The sequence below is a fragment of the Saccharopolyspora sp. NPDC003752 genome (genome assembly GCF_053605825.1).
In genome coordinates, this window is record NZ_JBSGJZ010000002.1 from 160822 (window position 1) to 182305 (window position 21484).

The 21484-nt window shown below is 72.0% G+C and carries 19 protein-coding genes; 15 read left to right on the forward strand and 4 right to left on the reverse strand.

Annotated elements, in window-relative coordinates; all coding sequences use genetic code 11:
- The first annotated feature begins 49 nt into the window (after positions 1-49).
- The 4 genes from ACWEV3_RS03615 (at position 50) to ACWEV3_RS03630 (ending at position 4485) form a co-directional block, all read left to right on the forward strand.
- Entirely contained in the window at positions 50-1819 is a 1770-nt protein-coding gene (locus ACWEV3_RS03615; protein ID WP_452612376.1) for an SDR family oxidoreductase, read from the forward strand.
- Positions 1820-1835: 16 nt separating this feature from the next.
- Positions 1836-2717: a metal-dependent hydrolase gene (locus tag ACWEV3_RS03620; protein ID WP_452612377.1), complete on the forward strand. Its 882-nt coding sequence runs from the start codon at positions 1836-1838 to the stop codon at positions 2715-2717.
- Positions 2717-3772: a PDR/VanB family oxidoreductase gene (locus ACWEV3_RS03625; RefSeq protein WP_452612378.1), complete on the forward strand. Its 1056-nt coding sequence runs from the start codon at positions 2717-2719 to the stop codon at positions 3770-3772. Before ACWEV3_RS03620 ends, ACWEV3_RS03625 begins: the two co-directional genes overlap by 1 nt.
- Before the next feature lie 86 nt (positions 3773-3858).
- Positions 3859-4485 carry a pyridoxamine 5'-phosphate oxidase family protein gene (locus ACWEV3_RS03630; RefSeq protein WP_452612379.1) on the forward strand — a complete coding sequence of 209 codons (627 nt, stop codon included), beginning with the start codon at positions 3859-3861 and terminating at the stop codon, positions 4483-4485.
- 7 nt (positions 4486-4492) lie between these two features.
- Here ACWEV3_RS03630 and ACWEV3_RS03635 read toward each other — a convergent pair whose 3' ends face one another.
- Positions 4493-5158, reverse strand: a complete 666-nt coding sequence (locus ACWEV3_RS03635) for a TetR/AcrR family transcriptional regulator (protein ID WP_452612380.1) — start codon at positions 5156-5158, stop codon at positions 4493-4495.
- A gap of 122 nt (positions 5159-5280) precedes the next feature.
- On the opposite strand from ACWEV3_RS03635, the gene fdh reads away from it, so the two are divergent.
- From fdh to ACWEV3_RS03665, 6 genes are all read left to right on the forward strand, one after another.
- On the forward strand, positions 5281-8556 hold the full coding sequence (fdh, locus tag ACWEV3_RS03640) for a formate dehydrogenase (protein WP_452612381.1): 3276 nt from the start codon (positions 5281-5283) through the stop codon (positions 8554-8556).
- 4 nt (positions 8557-8560) lie between these two features.
- Positions 8561-9421 carry a 4Fe-4S dicluster domain-containing protein gene (locus ACWEV3_RS03645; protein WP_452612382.1) on the forward strand — a complete coding sequence of 287 codons (861 nt, stop codon included), beginning with the start codon at positions 8561-8563 and terminating at the stop codon, positions 9419-9421.
- Positions 9418-10317 (forward strand): NrfD/PsrC family molybdoenzyme membrane anchor subunit, encoded by a 900-nt coding sequence (gene nrfD / locus ACWEV3_RS03650; RefSeq protein ID WP_452612383.1) that lies wholly within the window; start codon positions 9418-9420, stop codon positions 10315-10317. Before ACWEV3_RS03645 ends, nrfD begins: the two co-directional genes overlap by 4 nt.
- Positions 10318-10383: 66 nt before the next feature.
- Complete coding sequence (locus ACWEV3_RS03655) at positions 10384-10908, forward strand: PadR family transcriptional regulator (RefSeq protein WP_452612384.1); 525 nt, start codon at positions 10384-10386, stop codon at positions 10906-10908.
- Positions 10905-11615, forward strand: coding sequence for an ABC transporter ATP-binding protein (locus ACWEV3_RS03660; RefSeq protein ID WP_452612385.1), 711 nt, complete (start codon positions 10905-10907; stop codon positions 11613-11615). Before ACWEV3_RS03655 ends, ACWEV3_RS03660 begins: the two co-directional genes overlap by 4 nt.
- A complete protein-coding gene (locus ACWEV3_RS03665; RefSeq protein ID WP_452612386.1) occupies positions 11612-13945 on the forward strand; it encodes an ABC transporter permease in 2334 nt (777 codons plus the stop codon). The genes ACWEV3_RS03660 and ACWEV3_RS03665 overlap by 4 nt, the downstream gene beginning before the upstream one ends.
- A gap of 90 nt (positions 13946-14035) precedes the next feature.
- Here ACWEV3_RS03665 and ACWEV3_RS03670 read toward each other — a convergent pair whose 3' ends face one another.
- Complete coding sequence (locus ACWEV3_RS03670; protein ID WP_452612654.1) at positions 14036-14692, reverse strand: DNA alkylation repair protein; 657 nt, start codon at positions 14690-14692, stop codon at positions 14036-14038.
- Positions 14693-15262: 570 nt separating this feature from the next.
- On the opposite strand from ACWEV3_RS03670, the gene ACWEV3_RS03675 reads away from it, so the two are divergent.
- The 4 genes from ACWEV3_RS03675 (at position 15263) to ACWEV3_RS03690 (ending at position 18779) form a co-directional block, all read left to right on the forward strand.
- On the forward strand, positions 15263-15907 hold the full coding sequence (locus tag ACWEV3_RS03675; protein WP_452612387.1) for a transglycosylase family protein: 645 nt from the start codon (positions 15263-15265) through the stop codon (positions 15905-15907).
- A 575-nt stretch (positions 15908-16482) separates the two neighbouring features.
- On the forward strand, positions 16483-16659 hold the full coding sequence (locus tag ACWEV3_RS03680) for a hypothetical protein (RefSeq protein ID WP_452612388.1): 177 nt from the start codon (positions 16483-16485) through the stop codon (positions 16657-16659).
- Positions 16660-16722: 63 nt separating this feature from the next.
- Positions 16723-18057, forward strand: a complete 1335-nt coding sequence (locus ACWEV3_RS03685) for a MurT ligase domain-containing protein (RefSeq protein WP_452612389.1) — start codon at positions 16723-16725, stop codon at positions 18055-18057.
- Positions 18054-18779 carry a type 1 glutamine amidotransferase gene (locus ACWEV3_RS03690; RefSeq protein ID WP_452612390.1) on the forward strand — a complete coding sequence of 242 codons (726 nt, stop codon included), beginning with the start codon at positions 18054-18056 and terminating at the stop codon, positions 18777-18779. The genes ACWEV3_RS03685 and ACWEV3_RS03690 overlap by 4 nt, the downstream gene beginning before the upstream one ends.
- Before the next feature lie 3 nt (positions 18780-18782).
- On the opposite strand, the gene murJ is transcribed toward ACWEV3_RS03690, so the two are convergent.
- The gene (gene murJ, locus ACWEV3_RS03695; RefSeq protein ID WP_452612391.1) at positions 18783-20408 is read right to left on the reverse strand and encodes a murein biosynthesis integral membrane protein MurJ; all 1626 of its coding nucleotides are present in this window, start codon (positions 20406-20408) and stop codon (positions 18783-18785) included.
- Between the two features lie 122 nt (positions 20409-20530).
- On the opposite strand from murJ, the gene ACWEV3_RS03700 reads away from it, so the two are divergent.
- Positions 20531-21004, forward strand: coding sequence for a YkvA family protein (locus tag ACWEV3_RS03700; protein ID WP_452612392.1), 474 nt, complete (start codon positions 20531-20533; stop codon positions 21002-21004).
- A gap of 3 nt (positions 21005-21007) precedes the next feature.
- Here ACWEV3_RS03700 and ACWEV3_RS03705 read toward each other — a convergent pair whose 3' ends face one another.
- Positions 21008-21439 (reverse strand): DoxX family protein, encoded by a 432-nt coding sequence (locus ACWEV3_RS03705; protein ID WP_452612393.1) that lies wholly within the window; start codon positions 21437-21439, stop codon positions 21008-21010.
- Positions 21440-21484 lie beyond the last annotated feature (45 nt).

Genomic DNA, 21484 nt, shown 5'->3' on the forward strand with positions numbered 1-21484 from the left:
CAAGTCGACTGTGACAATGACTGTTGACAAGGTCTGTACTCTGCGGGGTATGGCTCGCACGCCGCGCGAAGCGGATTCCGGCAGGTGGATCGACACCGGCGATGGGCTGCGGTTGGCCGTGCGGGAGCACGGCGACCCGGCCGCCCCGACGCTGCTCGCGGTGCACGGCTACCCCGACGACCGCTCGATCTGGGACGGCGTGGTGACGGCGCTGTCCGGGCGGTACCGGGTGGTCACCTACGACGTGCGCGGGGCGGGGGAGTCCGACAAGCCCCGCGGCACCGACGCCTACCTGCTGGACCGGCTCGCCGACGACCTGCGCCGCGTCGCCGACGCGGTGAGCCCGGACCGGCCGGTGCACCTGCTGGCCCACGACTGGGGCTCGGTCCAGGCCTGGCACGCGGTGACCGATCCGCGGCTGGCCCACCGGTTCGCCTCGTTCACGTCGATCTCCGGGCCCTGCCTGGACCACGCGGGCCGCTGGATGCGGGCCAAGCTGCACCGGCCCACGCCGCGCGGGCTGCGCGACCTGGTCGCGCAGCTGATCTTCTCCGGCTACATCGGCTTCTTCCAGCTCCCGGTCCTGCCCGAGCTGGCGTGGCGGGCCGGGGCGCTGCCCAAGCTGATCGGTGCTCTGGAGCGGCTCGATCCCCGCGCGGCGGCGAACCCTACGCGCCCCGCGCTGTCCGACGGCCTGCACGGCTTGCAGCTGTACCGGGCGAACATGCGGTCCCGGCTGGGCAATCCGGGGGAGCGCCGCGCCGAGATCCCGGTGCAGGTCCTCGCGCCCGGCGGCGATCCGTTCGTGTCGACGCCCCTGCAGACCGGGATCGCGCCGTGGGTGCCGAACCTGCGGGTGCGCCGCCTGCCGGGCGGCCACTGGCTGCCGAGAAGCCGGCCCGAGCTCGTCGCGCGGTGCGCTGCGGAACTCGTCGACCACGTCGAAGGCGGCGCGGAGCCGCGAGCCCTGCGGGCCGCCCGGATCCGCCCGGGGCGCCAGCACTTCCAGGACCGGCTGGTGGTGATCACCGGCGCGGGCGGCGGGATCGGCCGGGCGACGGCGCTGGCCTTCGCCGCGCAAGGCGCGCACGTGGTCACCGCCGACATCGACGAGGCCGCCGCCAAGGCCACCGCGGAGCTGGTCGCGCGCACCGGCGCGGGCGCCACCTCCTACCGCGTCGACGTGGCCGACCAGGCGGGCATGGAGCGCTTCGCCGAGCACGTGCACGCCGAACTCGGCACCCCGGACGTGGTGGTGAACAACGCGGGCATCGGCGTCGCCGGGTCCTTCGCGGACACCGAGGTGGCGGACTGGGAACGCGTCATCGACATCAACCTGTGGGGCGTCATCCACGGTTGCCGGCTGTTCGCCGGGCAGATGATCGACCGCGGCGAGGGCGGGCGGATCGTCAACGTCGCCTCCGCCGCCGCGTACCTGCCGTCGAAGCTGCTCCCGGCTTACAGCACGACGAAGGCGGCGGTGCTGGCGCTCAGCGAATGCCTGCGCGCCGAGCTGGCCGCCGACGGGATCAAGGTGACCGCGGTCTGCCCCGGGCTGATCAACACCGGGATCACCGGCAGCACCCGGTTCGTCGGCGTCGCCGACGCCGAGCAGGACCGGCGCCGCCGCGCGGCCAAGCAGCTCTACCAGCGGCGGAACTTCACACCCGAGCGCGCCGCCGCGGAGATCCTGCGCGCGGTCCGGCGCGACGCCGCGGTCGCGCCGATCACCGCCGAAGCCAAGGTCGGCCTGGTGCTGTCCCGCCTGACCCCCGGGCTGCTGCGCGCGGCGGCCCGGGCCGACCTGACGCCCCGCTGATCCGAGGAGGCCGGAGATGTCGCAGATCGATCCAGGGGAACCGGACCGCGTCGCGTTGCAGGCCCGCGACGTCGCCTTCGACTGGGCCCAGCTGCCGATGCACTGGATTCCCGGCGAGCCGTTCGCCACCCACATGATCAACTTCCTGCACCTGGTGCTGCCGGAGGGCGAGCGCTGGTTCGTGGAGGTCTTCAAGCAGGCGATGCCGCTGATCAAGGACGACCGGCTGCTGGAGGACGTCCGCGGCTTCGTCGGCCAGGAGGCGATGCACGCCGAGTCGCACCAGGGCGTGCTGGACCACTTCGACGCGCACGGCCTGGACACCCGGCCCTATGCCGCGCAGGTCGGCTGGATGTTCCGCAAGATCCTCGGCGACCGGCCGCACACCGGCAAGCGAGCCGAGTCGTGGCTGGTGCAGCGGCTGGCGATGATCGCGGCGATCGAGCACTACACCGCGTTCCTCGGCCAGTGGGTGCTGGACGCGGCGGAGCTCGACGCCGCGGGCGCCGACCCGACGATGCTCGACCTCCTGCGCTGGCACGGCGCCGAGGAGGTCGAGCACCGGTCGGTCGCCTACGACCTCTACATGCACGTCGACGGTGGCTACCTGCAGCGCTGCCGGACGATGGTCATCGCGATCACGGTGCTGGCCATCCTGTGGGCGCGAGGCGTCCGCTACCTGATGGCGCACGACCCGGTGCTGCGCGGCCGCCGCAAGCCGCGCTTCCGCGACATGCTGCGCACCGGGCGGCTCGGGCTGACGCCCGGCTACTGGCAGATGCTGAAGGCGATCCCGCCCTACTTCCGGCGCTCCTACCACCCGTCGCAGCACGGTTCGACCAGCCAGGCGGTGGCGTACCTGGCGAAGTCGCCCGCCGCGCAGGCGGCCGAGCACTGATGGCCGAGGTCGATCGCGCCGTGCCGCCGGCGCTCACCCATGCCGGCCCGGACCGGTTCCTCTGGGCGCTCGACAAGCTGACGACCGCCGTGGAATGGCTGCACCGCAACGACCGCCGCGACCGCCCGCCGGTCCGGCCGGTGGACCGCGACATCCCGCTGCTGGTGTCGGAGGTGCGCGCCGAAGCGGACGAGGTGATCAGCCTGCGGCTGACGAGCGCGAGCGGCGCGCCGCTGCCCTCCTGGCAGCCCGGCGCGCACCTCGACGTCGTGCTGCCCTCCGGCCGCAAGCGGCAGTACTCGCTGTGCGGGGATCCCGGCGAGCTCGGGCACTACCGGATCGCGGTCCGGCGGCTGGCCGACGGCGGCGGATCGCGCGAGATCCACGACGAGCTCCGCTCCGGCAGCCGGATCGTCGTGCGCGGGCCGCGCAACGCGTTCCCGTTCGTCACCGCGCCGCGCTACCTGTTCATCGCGGGCGGCATCGGTATCACGCCGATCCTGCCGATGGTCCGCACCGCCGCGGCGCGCGGCGCGGACTGGCGGCTGGTCTACACCGGACGGTCGCGCGAGTCGATGCCGTTCCTCGGCGAGCTGGCGGCGCTGGACCCGGCGCGCGTCTGGATCCGGCCGGACACCGAGTTCGGCATCCCGGCCTCCGGCGCGGAACTGCTGGAGCACTCGCCGCCCGACGCGGCGGTGTACTGCTGCGGGCCGATCCCGATGATCACCGGCGTGCGGGTCGATCTGCCCGGCAGCGCGGCGGATTCGCTGCACTGGGAGCGGTTCTCGGCGCCGCCGATCATCGACGGCCGCCCGTTCACCGTCGAGCTGGCCCGCACCGGCGAGATCGTCGAGGTGCCCGCGGACCGGTCGGCGCTGGACGTGATCGGCGAGGTCCTGCCGCAGGTGCCCTACTCCTGCCGCCAGGGCTTCTGCGGCACCTGCCACGTCCGGGTCCTCGCCGGGGAGGTCGACCACCGGGGCCGGGCCGAGGACGACCGGATGGCGATCTGCACCTCCCGCGCGACGGGCCGGGTCGTGCTCGACCTCTGAACCGATCGCAGCGACGAAAACCACTCTCGGTGGGGCTCTCCGATGTCGTACGGTCTGAGGTGGGAGATCGATCTTGGGGAGAAGCCATGGAGCTCACTGGTCTGGTGGAGATCACGTCGGTCGACGAACTGCGCGAGATCGTCGGCGAGCCGCTGCAGCGCGTCGCGGACAAGGCGCGCCCCGGCCTGCACGAGCTGGACCGGCAGTGGCTCGCGGCCTCGCCGTTCTGCCTGATCGCCACCGCCGCCGCGGACGGCACGTGCGACGTCTCGCCGAAGGGCGACCCGGCAGGGTTCACGCTGGCGCTGGACGACCGGACGATCGCCATCCCGGACCGGGCGGGCAACCGGCGCGTCGACGGCTTCCGCAACGTGCTGTCGAACCCGCACGTCGGCCTGATCTACTTCATCCCCGGCCGCGGCGACACCCTGCGCATCAACGGCCGCGCGCGGCTGGTGCGCGACGCGCCGTTCTTCGACGAGATGGTGGTCAAGGGCCACCGCCCGGCGCTGGCGCTGGTGGTGGAGATCGACGAGGTCTTCCACCACTGCTCGAAGGCCTTCCTGCGCTCCGCGCTGTGGAAGTCCGAAACGTGGAAGCCGGACGCCGTGGCCTCCCGCGCGCAGATCGCCAAGTTCCTGGAGCGCCCGGATGACTCGCTGGCGGAACTGGAGCGCTACTATGGCCCGTCCTACGCCAACGGCCTCTACTGACGGGACGTCAGCGCGCCGAACCCCGGACCGCCGAACCGACCACGTCGGCGGCCTGGGCCAGGCCACCGGCGGTCTCGTCCAGCACCTGGGCGAGGATCTCGCGCAGCGGCGTGCCGCCGGTGCCGACCAGCCAGCTGTGCATGGCCGAGCCGAAGCAGCTCATCAGGGTGATCGAGTAGGCGACCGTGCGCGGGTCGTCGTCGCCGGTGCCCGTCCGTTCCGCGACCAGCGCGGCCATGTCCTGGACCCAGCGCTGCCTGATGAGGTGTAGCTCGTAGTCGCCGGCGTGCTCGAGGCCGTCCAGCAGCTCGGCGCGCATCAGGTGCTGCGCGCGGTCCTGTTCGATGCGTTCGGCCGCGTCCAGCAGCGCCGCGGCCAGCGATCGCATCGGGTGCTCGCCGGCGGGCCGGGCGGCCAGCACTTCGCGCATCCGTTCGGTCTCGCGGCCCGGGTCGCCGAAGAGCACGGCGTCCTTGCTGGGGAAGTGGCGGAAGAACGTGCGCGGGGCGATGTCGGCGGCCTCGGCGATCTGTTCCACCGTGGTGCCGGCGAAGCCCTGCTCGGTGAACAGCTTCAGCGCCGCCGCTTCGATGGCCGCGCGGGTGTGCATGGTCCGGCGATGGCGGCGGTCCTGGGGTCGGGAAGCCGGGTTCTCCGCCGCAGCGGCCGTCATACCTGCCAGATTCGTCCCGGCTCCCGCCCAGGTCAAGCGCGCCGATGACCGATGCGGGCGCTGGGCTTGCACTGCCCGGCCGCCGGGTTTCTCCTGGAACCACGCGTGTTGGGAGAACGGCGATGGCGGAGTGGTTGGGTTGGCCGGTGGTTCGCCAGCTGACCGGGGCGGACCCGCTGGGCAGGGGCCCGGCGGCCCGGTCGCGGCGCACCGATGAGCGGCGGGCGCGCACCGAGGACGCCGACGCGGTGGTCCGTTCGGTGTGCCCGTACTGCGCGGTGGGCTGCGGCCAGCGGGTCTTCGTCCAGGACGGTGCGGTCACCCAGATCGAGGGCGATCCCGATTCGCCGATCAGCCGCGGCCGGCTGTGCCCCAAGGGCTCGGCGAGCCGCGAGCTCGTGACCTCGCCGCTGCGGCAGACCAAGGTCCGCTACCGCCGCCCGCACGGCACCGGGTGGGAGGACCTCGACCTCGACACCGCGCTGGACATGATCGCCGACCGGGTGCTGGCCACCCGGGCCGCCACCTGGCAGGACGCCGACGCCGACGGCCGGCCGCTGCGGCGCACGACGGGCATCGCGAGCCTCGGAGGAGCGACCCTCGACAACGAGGAGAACTACCTCATGAAGAAGCTCTACACCGCCCTCGGCGCGATCCAGGTGGAGAACCAGGCCCGCATTTGACACTCCTCCACGGTGCCCGGTCTGGGCACCTCGTTCGGGCGCGGCGGCGCCACCACGTTCCAGCAGGACCTCGCCAACGCCGACTGCGTCCTCATCCAGGGGTCCAACATGGCCGAGGCGCACCCGGTCGGCTTCCAGTGGGTGGTGGAGGCGAAGCGGCGCGGCGCCACGATCATCCACGTCGACCCGCGCTTCACCCGCACCTCGGCGCTGGCGCACCGGCACGTCGCGCTGCGCGCGGGCAGCGACATCGCGTTCCTCGGCGCGCTGATCAACCACGTCCTGACCAACGACGCCTACTTCCACGACTACGTCGTGGCCTACACGAACGCCCCGATGATCGTGGGCGAGGACTTCCGCGACACGGAGGACCTCGACGGCGTCTTCTCCGGCTTCGACCCCGAAGCCGGCAGCTACGACACGACGACCTGGCAGTACGAGGGCAGTTCCGCGGTGCCGTCGGTCGGCGGTCACGGCCCGGAGACCGCGGTGCCCACGACGCCGCACGGACGCGAGCGCGACGCCAGCCGCCCGGAGCGCACCGGATCGGGCGGCCCGGTCTACCGCGGTCGTGCCGAGACCGACCCGACGCTGCAGCATCCCCGCTGCGTGTTCCAGCTGCTCAAGCGGCACTACGCGCGCTACACGCCGGAAATGGTGGAGGAGGTGTGCGGGGTTCCGCGCGAGGACTTCGAGTGGGTGGCCGAGCAGCTCGTGGCGAACTCCGGCCGGGACCGCACCACGGCGATCGCCTACGCGGTCGGCTGGACGCACCACACGGTGGGCGTGCAGTACATCCGCGCCGCCTCCATCCTGCAGCTGCTGCTGGGCAACATCGGCCGGCCCGGGGGCGGGATCCTGGCGCTGCGCGGGCACGCCAGCATCCAGGGCTCGACCGACATCCCGACGCTGTTCAACCTGCTGCCCGGCTACATCCCGATGCCGCACGCGCACGCCGACTTCGACCTCGACTCCTTCGTCGCGCCCGACGAGCTCGCGCGCGGCTACTGGGGCAACATGCGGTCGTACCTGGTCAGCCTGCTCAAGGCGTGGTGGGGCGAGCACGCCACGGCCGACAACGACTTCTGCTTCGACCGGCTGCCGCGGCTGACCGGCGACCACGGCACCTTCCAGACCGCGATCGACCAGATCGAGGGGCGCTGCAAGGGCTACTTCGTCGTCGGCGAGAACCCGGCGGTGGGCACGGCGAACGCCCGCCAGCAGCGGATGGGCCTGGCGAACCTGGACTGGCTCGTGGTGCGCGACCTCAACCTGATCGAGACGGCCACCTTCTGGCTGGACGGCCCGGAGATCGAGACCGGCGAGATGCGCACCGAGGACATCGGCACCGAGGTGTTCTTCCTGCCCGCCGCGGCGCACACCGAGAAGGACGGCACCTTCACCAACACCCAGCGGCTGCTGCAGTGGCACCACAAAGCCGTTGAACCGCACGCGGATCAGCGCAGCGACCTGTGGTTCTTCTACCACCTGGGGCGGCGGATCCGGGAGAAGCTCGAACCCGGCGCCGAGCGGGACCGGCCACTGCTGGAGCTGACCTGGGACTACCCGGTCGAGGGCGACATCCGCGAGCCGAGCGCGGCGGCCGTGCTGCAGGAGATCAACGGCTTCGACGCCGCCGGCGATCCGCTGTCGTCCTACACCCAGCTGCGTCCGGACGGGTCCACCCGCTGCGGTTGCTGGATCTACTGCGGCGTTTTCGCCGACGGGATCAACCAGTCCGCGCGGCGTCGCCCGGGACGCGAGCAGTCGTGGGTCGCGCCGGAGTGGGGCTGGGCGTGGCCGGCGAACCGGCGGCTGCTCTACAACCGGGCATCGGCCGATCCGGACGGCCGGCCGTGGAGCGACCGGAAGGCCTACGTCTGGTGGGACGACGAGAGCGGCGAGTGGACCGGCCACGACATCCCGGACTTCGACCGGGCCAAGCGGCCCGACTACCTGCCCGACCCGGACGCCACCGGGCCCGAGGGCATCGCGGGCACCGAGCCGTTCATCATGCAGAGCGACGGGCGCGGCTGGCTCTACGTCCCGGCCGGGCTGGTCGACGGACCGCTGCCGGCGCACTACGAGCCGCAGGAATCGCCGGTGGAGAACCGGATCCACGCCGCCCAGCAGCGGAATCCGGCGCGGCAGGTGTGTTCGCGCCCGGAGAACCGCTACCAGCCCAGCGGCGCCGAACCCGGCAGCGAGGTGTTCCCGTACGTGTTCACCACGTTCCGGCTCACCGAGCACCACACCGCGGGCGGCATGAGCCGGTGGCTGGCGCACCTGTCCGAGCTGGCGCCGGCGATGTTCCTGGAGGTCTCCCCGGCGCTGGCGGCCGAGCGCGGGCTGCGGCACCTGGGCTGGGCGACCGTGGTCACCGCCCGCAGCGCCATCGAAGGCCGCGTCCTGGTGACCGCCCGGATGCGGCCGCTGAGCCACGGCGAGCGCACCATCCACCAGATCGGCATCCCGTGGCACTGGGGGCCGAACGGCCTGACGACCGGCGACGCGGCGAACGAGCTGATCAACGTGGCGCTGGACCCGAACGTGCACATCATGGAGACCAAGGCCGGTGCCTGCGACATCCGGCCGGGCCGCCGCCCGCGCGGCGCGGCGCTGGTCCGCTACGTCGAGGAGTACCGCAGGCGGGCCGGGATCACCGAGCGCACCGGCACGGAGCACGCCGACAGCCCGAGGCGAGGAGGCGAGTGAGCGCGTGGAATCGAACCGGTTGAGCGGACCGCTGGCGGACCCGGCGGGGGAGGCGGGCTACCCGCCGGACCACCCCGACCGCGTCGGGTTCTTCACCGACACCAGCGTGTGCATCGGGTGCAAGGCGTGCGAGGTCGCCTGCAAGGAGTGGAACCTGCTGCCCGAGGACGGCCTCGACCTCACCGGGATGTCCTACGACAACACCGGTGCGCTCGGCGCGACGACGTGGCGGCACGTGGCCTTCGTCGAACAACACGGGTCCACTGTGGACCTGGGCATGCCGGGCATGGGCGAGGACCAGGTCCGCTGGCTGATGTCCTCGGACGTCTGCAAGCACTGCACGCACGCGGCATGCCTCGACGTCTGCCCGACGGGCGCGCTGATCCGCACCGAGTACGGCACGGTCCTGGTGCAGGACGACGTGTGCAACGGCTGCGGTTACTGCGTTCCCGCCTGCCCGTACGGGGTGATCGACGTGCGCCCGGACACCGGCGGCGCGGCCAAGTGCACGTTGTGCCAGGACCGGCTGGGCGCGGGGCTGATGCCCGCCTGCGCGACGGCGTGCCCGACGGAGTCCATCCAGTACGGCCCGCTCGACGAACTCCGCGACCGCGCGCAGCTGCGCGTCGAAGAACTGCACGCCCAGGGCATCGCCGAGGCCAGGCTCTACGGGCACGACCCGGCGGACGGGGTCGGCGGCGACGGCGCGTTCTTCCTGCTGCTGGACGAGCCCGAGGTGTACGGGCTGCCACCGGACCCGGTGGTGACGACGCGGGACCTGCCGTCGATGTGGCGGCACGCGGCGGGCGCGGCGCTGACCGCGGCGGCGGTGATCGCCGGGTGCTTCCTCGGGGGCAGGCGGTGAAGCGCGGCGACCGGCTGATGGTGCCGGAGGCGGAGTTCCGGTCCTACTACGGGCGCCCGGTGCTCAAGCAGCCGGTGTGGAAGGTGCCGGACGTTCCCGCGTACCTCTACCTCGGCGGGCTGGCGGGGGCGTCGTCGGCGATGGCGCTGTGCGCGGACCTCGCCGGGTACCGGCGGCTGGCGCGCTCCGGCAGGCTGGCCGCGGCGGTCGGCGCGACGGCCAGCGTCGGGGCGCTGATCCACGACCTCGGCCGCCCGGCGCGGTTCCTGAACATGCTCCGGGTGCTGAAGCCGACCTCGCCGCTGAGCGTCGGGTCCTGGATCCTGGCGCCGTTCTCGGCGTTGTCCAGCGCGGCGGTGGCCAGCGAACTCACCGGGCGGCTCCCGGTGCTGGGCCGTGCGGCGGCCACCACGGCCGGGGTGATCGCGCCCGCCATGACGACCTACACCGCGGTGCTGCTGGCCGACACGGCGGTCCCGGGCTGGCACGAGGCGTACCGCGAGCTGCCGTTCTTGTTCGCCGGCAGCGCCGTGTCGAGCGCGGGTGCGATCGGCATGCTCACCGCGCCGGGCGAGTCCGGCCCGGCGCGGCGGATGGCGATGACCGGGGCGGCGCTGGAGTTCGCCGCCGAGCAGCGCATGCACCGGCGGATGGGGCTGGTCGGCGAGGTCTACCGGCAGGGGCGCGCGGGCGCGGTGTGGCGTGCTGCCCGGGCGCTGACCGCCTTCGGCGCGGGCGCGGCGCTGTTCGCCGGGCGCAGCCGGACGGCCGCGATCGCCTCGGGGCTGAGCCTGACCGCGGCCGCCGCCGCGACGCGGTACGCCGTCTTCGAGGCCGGTCGTGCGTCGGTCCGGGATCCCCGGTACACGGTGGTGCCGCAACGCGAACGCGCCTGACCAGCGGAATCGCTTGATGCAGGTATCTATACACTCGCTATATACATCGCGCGTATAGTTGCCGGCATGTCGATCAGTCTCACCTTGCTGGGGCTGCTGGAAGGTGGCCCCAGCTACGGATACGACTTGAAGCGCGCCTACGACGAGAGCTTCGGGCACGCCAAGTCGCTGGCCTACGGGCAGGTCTACTCGACGCTGTCCCGGCTGCTGCGGGACGAACTGGTCGAAGTGGACGGAGTCGAGTCCGGTGGGGGACCGGACCGCAAGCGCTACTCGATCACCGAGGCCGGCCGGCGCCGGATCGAGGAGTGGCTGTCCACTCCGGAGAAGCCCGTGGCAGAACTCCACAACACGCTCTACGCCAAGGTCGTCCTCGCCGTCCGCTCCGGTCGCGACGCGACGGAGGTGCTCGACCGCCAGCGCGGCGCCCACCTGGCCCGCATGCGCGAACTGACCCGCCGCAAGACCGAAGCCGAACCCGGCGAGCAGTTGGTGCACGACTACGCCCTCTTCCACCTGGAGGCGGACCTGCGGTGGCTCGAACTCGCCGTGACCCGCCTCGAACCGCTCGCCCAGGAGGTTTCCCAGTGACCGAACCAGCGGTGACCCAGGCGCCCGCAGCCGAACCGCTGCTGCGCGGCGCGGACCTGCACCTGTCCTTCGGCCCGACGCCGGCGCTGCGCGGCGTGTCCCTGTCCGTCTCGGCGGGGGAGATCGTCGCGGTGATGGGCGCGTCCGGGTCCGGGAAGTCGACCCTGCTGCACTGCCTGGCCGGCATCCGCCTGCCGCAGTCGGGCCGGATCAGCTACCGCGGCACGGAGCTGACGACGCTGTCCGACGAGCGGCGGAGCGCCCTGCGCCGCGAGGAGTTCGGCTTCGTCTTCCAGTTCGGGCAGTTGGTGCCGGAGCTGACGGTGCGCGAGAACGTGGCGCTGCCGCTGCGGCTGTCCGGGGTGGCGCGCCGCGAAGCGGAGTCCAAGGCCGCGTTGTGGCTGGACGAGCTGGGGATCGCCGACGTGGCCGGTTCGCGCCCCGGCGACATCTCCGGTGGGCAGGGCCAGCGCGCGGCGCTGGCCAGGGCGCTGGTCGCCGAGCCCGCGGTGATCTTCGCCGACGAGCCGACCGGCGCGCTGGACTCCGCCGGCGGCGAGCAGGTGATGAAGTTGCTGACGCGCGCCGCGCGGGGCGCCCGCGCGGCGGTGGTGCTGGTGACCCACGAACCGCGCGTCGCCGCCTACGCGGACCGGGAGGTCGTGCTCCGCGACGGCAGCACCCAGCTCACCGGGGTGGCCCGATGACGACTGCGCAGGACTGGATGCGGGACCTGGCCTTCGGGCTCCGCCTGGCGGTGACCGGCCGGCGGTCGTGGGGACGGCTGGTGGTCACCGCCGCGGGTGTCGGGCTCGGCGTGGCGCTGCTGCTGGCGGCGGCATCGATCCCGAACGTCACCTCCTCCCGCGACGCCCGGTTCGATGCGCGGTGGGGTGCCGGCGCCGCCGTCGGGGACGCCGCCTCGGTGCTGGTGGCGGAGACCTCGACGCAGTTCCGGGCGGAGTGGGTGCAGGGGGTGTGGGTGCAGAACCTGCGTCCCGACGGGCCGGTTGCCCCCGGGCTGCGCCAGAACCCGCGTCCGGGAGAGGTGGTCGTCTCGCCGGCGCTGCAGGAGATCCTCTCCGGGCCGGACGGTGCGTTGCTGCAGCCGAGGTTCCCCAACGTGGTCGGCGTCATCGCCGACGAGGGCCTGATCGCCCCCAACGAGCTCTTCTTCTACGCCGGAACCGACGCGCTTTCGCCGCAGAGCAGCAGCGTCAGCGGGGTGGTGGACCACTTCGGGGAGGCCCCGGGGCACAGTCGCACGACGTTCTCCACGGACGAGTGGCTCATGCTCGCCCTCGGCCTGGCCGCGCTGCTGGTGCCGATCGTGGTGTACGTGGCGGCCACCACGCGATTGGCCGAGACCGCACGGCAGCGCCGGCTGTCGGCGATGCGGCTGGTCGGTGCCGACGGCGAGCAGATCCGCCGGATGGCGGCGGGTGAAGCGCTGGCCGGCGCGCTGCTGGGCGTCGTGCTGGGCTGGGCGCTGTACTTCCTCGGGAAGACGTTGGCCAGTGGGGTGACCGTCGTGCGGACCGCCGTCTTCGAATTCGACATCACCCCGGTGTGGTGGCTCGCCCTGCTCGTGACCGCAGGTATCCCGGCCGTCGCCGTCGTGGTCACGATCGGTTCCCTGGCGCAGGCCATCGCCGACCCGCTGGACGTGACCCGCCGGACGGTGTCGCGGCGGCGTCGCCTGGGCTGGCGCCTGGTGCCGCTCGGGCTGGGCCTGCTGGGATTGCTGGCCGTCACCGCCGGTTTCGACAGCGTGGACGACCTCCCGCTGTTCGTCGTCTCCGTGGTGCTCGTGCTGGTCGGGATCCCGGTGCTGCTCCCGTGGTGCGTCGAGCGCGCGGTCGGACGACTGCGCGGCGGCTCGACGGCGTGGCAGCTGGCGATCGGACGGCTGCAGCTGGCCAGCGGCCCCGCCGCGCGGTCGGTCAGCGCGATCGCCGTCGTGGTCGCGGGCGTGATCGCCCTGCAGACGCTGGTGGCCACGGTCGAAGCCGAACGCGCGGCCCGCAGCACTCCACGCGAAGCGGTGCAACCGGCGTCGGCCGAGGGACGGATCACCGGCGAACGACCGGCCGATGCCACCGAGATCGGGCGGATCGAGCAGGAAGTGCGGTCGCTGCCCGGCATCGACGACGTGCAGGTCGCCACGACGGCCTATGTCACGGGAAAGGACCAGGCGACCGGGAAGTTGCTCATCGCCGACTGCGCGCAGATCGCCCGGTTGCTCTCGGTGCCGGACTGCCGGGACGGCGACGCGTTCGTCCCGCCAGGGCGCAGCCCGCTGCGACCAGGCGAGCGCGTCGAGCTCGCGGAATCGTCGTTCGGCATGGAATTCCGCGCCAGCACGCCACCGCCGGCCTGGGACGTGCCGGAGTCGGTGCGGCCGGCGACCGTGCCGTTCAGGTTCGGCACCGAGGACATCGCGATGGTCCTGACCCCAGCCGCGGGCGTCCCGGCGGAAGCCCAGAGCCTGGAGGGGTACATCCGCCTCAACCAGGCGGCCCCGAACGACCTGAGCGATCGCCTCCGCAACGTCGCCGCGGCACATTTCGCCGATTACAGCGCATGGATCGCGACGACCGGAACCAGCAGCACGGCTGCGGAGGAGGAGTCGGCCGTAGCCGCGATCCGCGCCGCGCTGCTGGCGGGCGCGCTGCTCACCTTCGCGCTCATCGGGTGCAGCCTGTTCGTCTCGGCGGCCGAGCAGATCCAGGAACGACGCAGGCCGCTGGCCGTGCTCGGGGCGGTGGGCGTCCCGAGGCGAACCCTGCGGCGGTCACAACTCCTGCAGAACGCGGTCCCGATGCTCGTCGCAACGGCGCTGGCGACGGTGGTCGGCATGCTGCTCGGCACGCTGACGGCGGTGGCCACGGATGCCGGGAGGGAAGGGATCGTCTTCGACCTGCCCGGCATGCTCGGCCTCTTCGCGTTCGCGGCAGCGGCGGTCCTGGTCGTCACGGCCCTGACCCTCCCGGCGCTCGGCCGAGCCGCCCACCCGACGGGCCTCCGCACGGAGTGACCCCGCCGGACGAGTAGTAGCGAGTGGATGGGCGCCTCCCGCCGACATAAGCAGGAGGCGCCCATCGTTGTGTTTGTCTACTCTATTAGTTCAGTGTTGAATGAAATCATCTCGCTGGCGGCGCACCATCTCGGTGATCCAGATGGGCGCGAACGGTGACGTGCAGTTCGGTGGGGTCGGGTAGTCCTTGAGCACCTCCAGGCGCTCACCGATGTCGAGTGCACGGGCGCGGTGCTCGGCGTGACTGATCCCGATCTGGGCCAGGCAGCTGTTCATTGCCCACTGCAGGCGGTCCGGGGCGCCTTTCATCTCCGCCTCGATGACGTCGAGCAGCTCCGCGAGGTCGAGGCCCTCCGGCTTCTTCGCCACGCGTTCGGTGGTCAGCGCCCAGCCGGCGCTCGCGACCACCGGATCCGGATCGGCGGACCAGGCCAGGCGCAGCTCTTCGGCGTGCGGGCTCTTCTTCACCACGTAGTTCACGAGCCAGTCGTGCACCTTGGGGGTGCGCGCCTCGCGCAGCATGACGTCCAGCTCGGCACGCTCGAACGCCTTCGGGCGGCAGATCAGCGTCGCCAGCAGCCTCGCAGCGGTGTCGCCGGTCTCCCAGAGTTGGCGCGCGAGTTCCTGCTGCGTCTTCAGCCGCTTCGCGAGCGCGCGCAGCTTGCCGAGGTTCACACCGTGATCGTCACCGTGCTTCTCGTTCACCTTGCGCGCCTTCGGGTCCTCGAGCGCGGCCAGCTCGGCCATCACCTCGGCCACCGACGTCTCAGCCACCTCGGCCTCCTGTCCATCACGTGTGGGATCAGCCTACGAGGCAAGGGATGTCGCGCCGGGCAATTCGGTCTCTTCGGACGAGGCGCAGAGCCTCCGCTCGGTCTTTTCGGTGTGCCCATGTGAACTGATCGAATGCGGTCGGGGACGCTCTGTGAACACTCAATAGGGTGAGTCGTGGCTCATGTCTCACCGTGGGTGATTGGATTTCCGGGGGTGAGCTCATCGTCGATCAAGAAATGAGCTGGAAAAACCCAGCAATCGCGGCGATCTTGTCGGCGTTTCTATGACGATGGCCACTCGCTGATGGTTTGGTCCTCGGTTTCCGGCTACGTAGCGTGGCCCCTCGTCGGCGCCCCCGAGCCGACGAGCAAGACCGGAAGTCCGCTTCGCCGAACCCTGCCCAGCGGGCCCTTCCGACCCCCGACACGTGCATCAGGGCAGGGGCCTGACGACGACGGCGAACCCGGCGTCCCGGCCGAGCAGTCTCGGCCGCGCCGGTCGCCGCCCCTGGCGTCAGCGCAGGCGTTGCTGGAGACGAAGAACATGGCTAGCTCCCGAGGCAAGCACCGCAAGTCCACCACCGGCCGCAACGTCGCGCGGGTCGCCCTCGCCGGCGCGGTCGTCGCCGCTCCGTTCGCCCTGGCCCTGCCGGCCAACGCCGCGTCGCAGTCCACCTGGGACGCCGTCGCGAAGTGCGAGAGCGGTGGCAACTGGTCGATCAACACCGGCAACGGCTACTACGGCGGCCTGCAGTTCAACCAGTCCACCTGGGCCGCCTACGGTGGCACCAGCTACGCCTCGAACGCCTCGCAGGCCAGCCGCGAGCAGCAGATCGCGGTCGCCGAGCGCGTGCTGCAGAAGCAGGGCCCGGGCGCCTGGCCGGTGTGCTCGAAGAAGGCGGGTCTGACGGCCGGTGGCGGCCTGCAGAACCAGAGCGTCTCTTCGACCACCACGAAGAAGACCACTCCGAAGACGGAGACCAAGCCCAAGGTCAAGACCGAGACCAAGAAGACCGAGGTCAAGAAGACCGTCCAGGTCGAGGGCGCCTACACCGTGCAGGCCGGCGACACGCTGAGCTCGATCGGTGCCCAGTTCGACGTCAGCTGGCAGTCGATCTTCGAGAAGAACCACGGCGTTGTCAGCGACGCCAACCTGATCTTCCCGGGGCAGCAGCTGACCGTGAAGTGACCCGTCCGGTCCGCGTGACCGGGCGACAGCAAGGGACCCCGCCTGCCTCTCTCCGGCGGGGTCCCTTGCATTTCCGGTCGAGGCGCGGGAAACGGGCTCATTTCAGCTTGCGGCGGCGCAGGTCGCTGCGGATGTCCCACGCGGTCCAGCTGACGCCGCCCAGGGCGAGGCCGGACATCAGGATCAGCACCAGGACTTCGGTCACGGCGGGCTCCCTTCGAGTGGGACCGTCGGAGTGCTTCCCGAGCCTAATGACCGTTCCGTTGATCGCCGAACGTGTTGAGTTTTCAAACCCGATCGAGCGAAGTGTCCACATCGTCCGATCGTCGCTGACACCTCGAATTCCGCGTGCCCGAGGCGAATTCGGCGCATGGTCCGGACGCGCGCCCCGTCACTCGCCTTGTACGTTCCGTGTCTTCCGATCATCACCCGGGATGAATGCTGCCCGGCAGGGTGATTCATCGGCATGTTGGGACCGGTCGCATCGCCCGTTGCCCCGATCATTCTCGTGATCAAGCCCGGCCGTGCGCTCGGTGCGGGAAACGGCACGTGCCGCGGGAAAGGGGGAGAGCAAGATGGACGCAGGTCATTACGCCGCGCTGGTGGAGGTGACCGCCTTGGGCGGCTGGGTCGGCCCGACGACGATCGCCGCCGGTGCCCTTCTGCTGATCGTCGCGCTGTTTCGCCGAACGCGCGCCACACTGGCGAAGAAGCGACGGACGGCGCGCCCGAGTGCGGCCCATTGGTGGTGACGCGTCATCCGGAGCTGGCCTAGGCGTGTCGCGCGTGTGCGGGCGCCGAGGGGGGAGGGACGCATGACCGACACCACGCGGGACTCGAGGGAGGCGGCGGAGCGCGCCCCGACCGCAGACCGGCCGGCCGATCAGAGCTGGCGGGTCGTCCCGGCACCGCCGATGCGCAGGGCGCAGCGCCAAGACCTGCGCACCGCCATCGCCGTCGATCTGGGGCGGCTGGCGGCGTCGATGTCGCGGCGGCTCGGCATGGGCAGCGGCGGGATGATCGGCGGCCGGCTCGCGCTGAGCGTACAACCGAGAGCCCTGCGCAGGCTGGCAATCGGGCGGCGTGTCGTGATGGTCACCGGGACGAACGGCAAGACGACGACCACGCAGATGGTGGCCGAGGCGTTGCGCTCGCAGGCTCCCGCCGTCAGCAACGGCACCGGCGCGAACATGCTCGATGGACACGTCGCCGCGCTGATGACCAGGCCGGACGCCCCGTTCGCCGCGCTGGAGGTCGACGAGCTGCACCTGGCGCAGGTGACCGAGCAGTTCGAGCCGGCCGTGATCCTGCTGCTCAACCTCAGCCGGGACCAGCTCGACCGGGTCGGCGAGATCCGCACTGTCGCCGCGAGCCTGCGACGCGCCCTGGCGCAGGCGCCGGGCGCGCAGGTGATCGCGAACCGGGACGACCCGAACATCGTCTTCGCCGCCGCCGGTCATCCCGCGGTCACCTGGATCTCCGGTGGCGTGCGCTGGAAGGACGACGCGCTGAACTGCCCGAACTGCGGCGCGTTCATCGGCGACACCGACCGGGACTGGCGCTGCGCCTGCGGCCTGGCGCGTCCCGCCGCGGACTGGACGGTCACCGGAACCGGCGCGGTGTCCGCCGATGGTTCCCACCACGAGCTCGCGCTGTCGCTGCCGGGCCACGTCAACCGGGTCAACGCGACGTTCGCGCTGGCCGCGGCGCTGCACCTCGGCTGCGACGAGGACGCGTCGCTGGCCCGGATCGGGCGGATCTCGGATGCCGCCGGCCGCTACCAGACGGTCCGGCTCGCCGGGCGGGACGCCCGGCTGCTGCTGGCGAAGAATCCGGCCAGCTGGCTGGAGATGCTCGACCTCGTCGACGGTGGCGACGCACCGCTGGTGCTGGTGGTCAACAGCCGGGAGGCCGACGGCTACGACGTTTCCTGGCTGTGGGACGTGGATTTCGAGGTCCTGCGCGACCGGCCGGTCCGGGTGGCGGGGGACCGGGCGCTGGATCTGGCGGTGCGGCTGCGCTACGCCGAGGTGCCCTGCGCCGTGTCGTCCGATGTGGACGAGGCACTGGCCGGGTCGGCCACCGGCGTGCCGGACGTGATAGCCAACTACACCGCCTTCCGCGACCTCGTGACCAGGAGCCGGCGATGATGCGCGACCGCGTCCGGCTCGCACTGGTGCTTCCCGACCTGCTGGGCACGTACGGCGACCGGGGCAACGTGCTGGTGCTGGCGCAGCGGCTGAAGTGGCGCAACATCGACAGCGAGACGGTGACGGTGCTCTCCGATTCCGCCGCGGTGCCGGAGTCCTGCGACCTGTACCTGATCGGCGGTGGGGAGGACGTCGCGCAGGTGGCCGCGGTCCGGTTCCTGCACCGCGGTCCCGGGCTGCGGCGCGCGGTGGAACGCGGCTCCCCGGTGCTGGGCATCTGCGGTGGCCTGCAGGTGCTCGGGACGAGCTTCGTCACCGGCGACGGCGTGGAGCACGCCGGCCTGGGCGTGGTCGACGCGGCCACCGAGCCGGGCAGCGGGCGCGCGATCGGCGAGGTGACGACGCAGTCCACCCTGGGCGGCGTCGGGATGCTCACCGGGTTCGAGAACCACCTCGGCCGCACCCGGGTCGGCCCCGGCTCGCAGCCGCTGGGCCGGGTGACGCGCGGTATCGGCAACGGTCACGACGATGCCGAAGGCGCGGTCCGCGGGCACGTCGTGTGCACCTACCTGCACGGACCGGTGCTGGCGCGCAACCCGAAGCTGGCCGATCTGCTGCTGGAATGGGCGATCGGCGAACCTCTGGAGCCGCTGCCCGATCCTCCGGAGCTGCGCGCGCTTCGCGCCGAACGAACCCGGCCGCACGTCCGCAACCGCAAGTGACCGTCAGTGGCGGAAGATCCGGGCCAGCCGGTCGACCGCGGGTCGCAGCTCCGGGGCACGGAAGAGCGCCAGCGCGCCGAAGCTGACCGCCAGCACCACCACCGTGTGCACCACCAGCGAGAACCAGGCGTCGGCGACCGGCCCGAACGGGCCGAACGCGCTGCGCAGTCCGGCGAGGGCGGCGAGCCCGCAGGCGCAACCGAGCAGGGCGGCGGCGATCGCGCGCCCGATCCCGGCGAGGGTCCGGCGGGTCTGGACCGGGCCGACCCTGCGGTGCAGCCAGATCTGGCCGGCGATCGCGCCGATCACGAAGCTCACCGACATCGCACCGGTGACGCCGACGACGAGATCGCGCGGATCCAGCACGGCGAGCGCGACGTAGCACAGCACGCTGCGGACCAGAACCATGATCACGTTGATCCAGGTGGGCGTGCGGGCGTCCTTCATCGCGTAGAACGCGCGCAGCTGCAGCATCGTGATCGCGAACGGGACCACGCCCAGCGCGGCGGCCGCCAGCGCCCAGCCGAGCCGGTCCGCAGCCGCGACGTCGCTGGCGCCCAGCGAGAAGAACGCCACGCCGATCGCGCCGCCGGCGACCGCCAGCAGCGCGCTGATCGGCATCAGCAGCACGGCGCTCAGCCGGCTGCCCAACGACACGTCGGCGACGAACTCCGCGGTGTCCTCGGCCGCGGCCGCGCGGCTGATCCGGGGCATCAGCGCGGTGAGCAGCGAGACGCCGAGCACGCCGTAGGGGACCTGCGACAGCAGCCAGGCGTAGTTGAAGGTCGCGACGCTACCGGTGGTGCCCTGCCCGGTGACGCGGGTGATCACCACCATGCCGGCCTGGCTGACCAGCGTGTAGAGCACGACCCACCCGGCGAGCCCGCCGAACTCGGACAGCCTGCGGTCCCAGCCCCACCGCCAGCGGAACCGGAAACCGCTGCGGCGCAGCGAAACGGCCATGATCGCCGCTTGGGCCGCGATGCCCAGCGCGGTGCCGATGCCCAGGACCAGCAGCTTCGGCTCGCCCATGCGCACCGGGTGCGCCGAGATCTCGCCGGGCACCAGCGCGTACACCACGACTGTGGTGATCACGACGACGTTGTTGAGCACCGGGGCCCAGGCCGGGGTGCCGAACACGCCGCGCACGTTGAGGATCGCCTGCAGCAGCGCGGACATCCCGTAGCAGACGATGCCGGGCAGCAGCAGGTAGGCGAACGCCGTGGTCAACGCGGCGTTGGCCCGGGTGTCGGGGCCGAGGTAGAGCTCGGTGAGCAGCGGCGCGGCGGCCACCGCGGCGGTGGTGGCCGCGATCAGCAGCACCCCACCCATGGTGATCATCCACTGCGCGTAGGCCTCGCCCTGCCGGGCGCCCTCCTGCTGCGCCCGCACCAGCAGCGGCACCGCGATGCTCGTGAGCACCCCGCCGAGCAGGAGCTCGTTGACCACGGTCGGGAGGGTGTTCGCGACGGTGTAGGAGTCGTTGACCATGCCGAGCCCGAGAACGGCCACCAGCAGCACCTTCGCCAGCAGGCCGCTGACCCGGCTGACGGTGGTCGCCACCGCCATCGCCGCGCTGGCCCGGGCCAGCGAAGTGCCGCGCACGCTGGAATCGGCCTGCTCGACCACGACACTCCCCAGTTCTCCGGTCCCACCTGCGCCGACCGTGCCATGAAAACCCGGCCGCCGCCTCGCGACCGCTCGTCCCATGGCAACCTGATCACACCGACGTGGACGGGGGAGGCGCTGCGATGATCGTGATCGGCGGGCTGTTGCTGGTGGCCGGGGTGGTCGTGGCGATCATCAGCGGCGGCGACATGGCGGGCGGCTGGTTGCTGCCGGTGGGCCTGATCGCCGCGGGCCTCGGGATGCTCGTCGCCGGAACGGTCGCGGCGGCTCGCCGCCGGCTCCCGCTGCGGGCGGCGGTCCGCGCGCACCGGGTCGCGCCGGTGGGCAGCCCGCTGCGGCGGGCCCGCGCGGTTCCGTCGATGATCGCCTCCACCGCGCGGGGCCGGAATCCGGTGCTGCCGCGCTACCAGCTCGCGCTCTGGCTGCTGGCCGCGGTGTACGTGGTCTCGCCGATCGACTTCATCCCGGACTTCCTGCCGCTGCTGGGCATCGGCGACGACATCGGCGTCGGCACCTGGCTGCTGACCAGCCTGTACGCCGAAGCGGGCAACTTCCTCGCCGCCCGGGAGCAGCGGTCCGGTACGGACACCGAGTAGTCCTCAGCTCGTCGTCGGGGCGGGTTCGGTGGGAGCGCGACGGCGGCGGAAGAGGCCGTGGTCGATCGACCAATTGCCGCCGTTGAAGCCCAGTGCGAGCGCGGCGACGCCGATTGCCAGCGGCAATTCGAAGCCCATGGGGGAGAACAGCCCGTGGGGCAGGTGCACGAGCAGCACCGCGCCGGCCATGTCGATGGCGACCAGGACGCCGACCAGCGGCAGCAGCAGCCCGAGGATCAGGAACACACCGCCGATCAGTTCGACCAGGGCCGCGTACCAGGCCGACGCCTGCGGGAACGGGATCTGCATGCCGGCGAAGCTCTGGGCGACCGCGCCGAGCCCGTAGTCGACGACCTTCTGCCATCCGTGCGCGATCAGGATGATCCCGATGCCCAGCCGGCCGATGAAGGCGAAGAAATCACGAACGACGTGCATGACGTGCCTCCTGTCCTGCGTCGACCCCGCTGGCGGCGCGGCCCC

What these genes read in the sequence shown, in the direction of transcription:
- ACWEV3_RS03690 (WP_452612390.1), top strand. Translation starts at nt 18,054, where the DNA reads ATGATGCGCGACCGCGTCCGGCTCGCACTGGTGCTTCCCGACCTGCTG.
- ACWEV3_RS03635 (WP_452612380.1), bottom strand. Translation starts at nt 5,158, where the DNA reads ATGACGGCCGCTGCGGCGGAGAACCCGGCTTCCCGACCCCAGGACCGC.
- ACWEV3_RS03620 (WP_452612377.1), top strand. Translation starts at nt 1,836, where the DNA reads ATGTCGCAGATCGATCCAGGGGAACCGGACCGCGTCGCGTTGCAGGCC.
- ACWEV3_RS03625 (WP_452612378.1), top strand. Translation starts at nt 2,717, where the DNA reads ATGGCCGAGGTCGATCGCGCCGTGCCGCCGGCGCTCACCCATGCCGGC.
- ACWEV3_RS03685 (WP_452612389.1), top strand. Translation starts at nt 16,723, where the DNA reads ATGACCGACACCACGCGGGACTCGAGGGAGGCGGCGGAGCGCGCCCCG.
- ACWEV3_RS03700 (WP_452612392.1), top strand. Translation starts at nt 20,531, where the DNA reads ATGATCGTGATCGGCGGGCTGTTGCTGGTGGCCGGGGTGGTCGTGGCG.
- ACWEV3_RS03680 (WP_452612388.1), top strand. Translation starts at nt 16,483, where the DNA reads ATGGACGCAGGTCATTACGCCGCGCTGGTGGAGGTGACCGCCTTGGGC.
- ACWEV3_RS03630 (WP_452612379.1), top strand. Translation starts at nt 3,859, where the DNA reads ATGGAGCTCACTGGTCTGGTGGAGATCACGTCGGTCGACGAACTGCGC.
- ACWEV3_RS03665 (WP_452612386.1), top strand. Translation starts at nt 11,612, where the DNA reads ATGACGACTGCGCAGGACTGGATGCGGGACCTGGCCTTCGGGCTCCGC.
- ACWEV3_RS03655 (WP_452612384.1), top strand. Translation starts at nt 10,384, where the DNA reads ATGTCGATCAGTCTCACCTTGCTGGGGCTGCTGGAAGGTGGCCCCAGC.
- ACWEV3_RS03705 (WP_452612393.1), bottom strand. Translation starts at nt 21,439, where the DNA reads ATGCACGTCGTTCGTGATTTCTTCGCCTTCATCGGCCGGCTGGGCATC.
- ACWEV3_RS03615 (WP_452612376.1), top strand. Translation starts at nt 50, where the DNA reads ATGGCTCGCACGCCGCGCGAAGCGGATTCCGGCAGGTGGATCGACACC.
- ACWEV3_RS03675 (WP_452612387.1), top strand. Translation starts at nt 15,263, where the DNA reads ATGGCTAGCTCCCGAGGCAAGCACCGCAAGTCCACCACCGGCCGCAAC.
- ACWEV3_RS03670 (WP_452612654.1), bottom strand. Translation starts at nt 14,692, where the DNA reads ATGGCCGAGCTGGCCGCGCTCGAGGACCCGAAGGCGCGCAAGGTGAAC.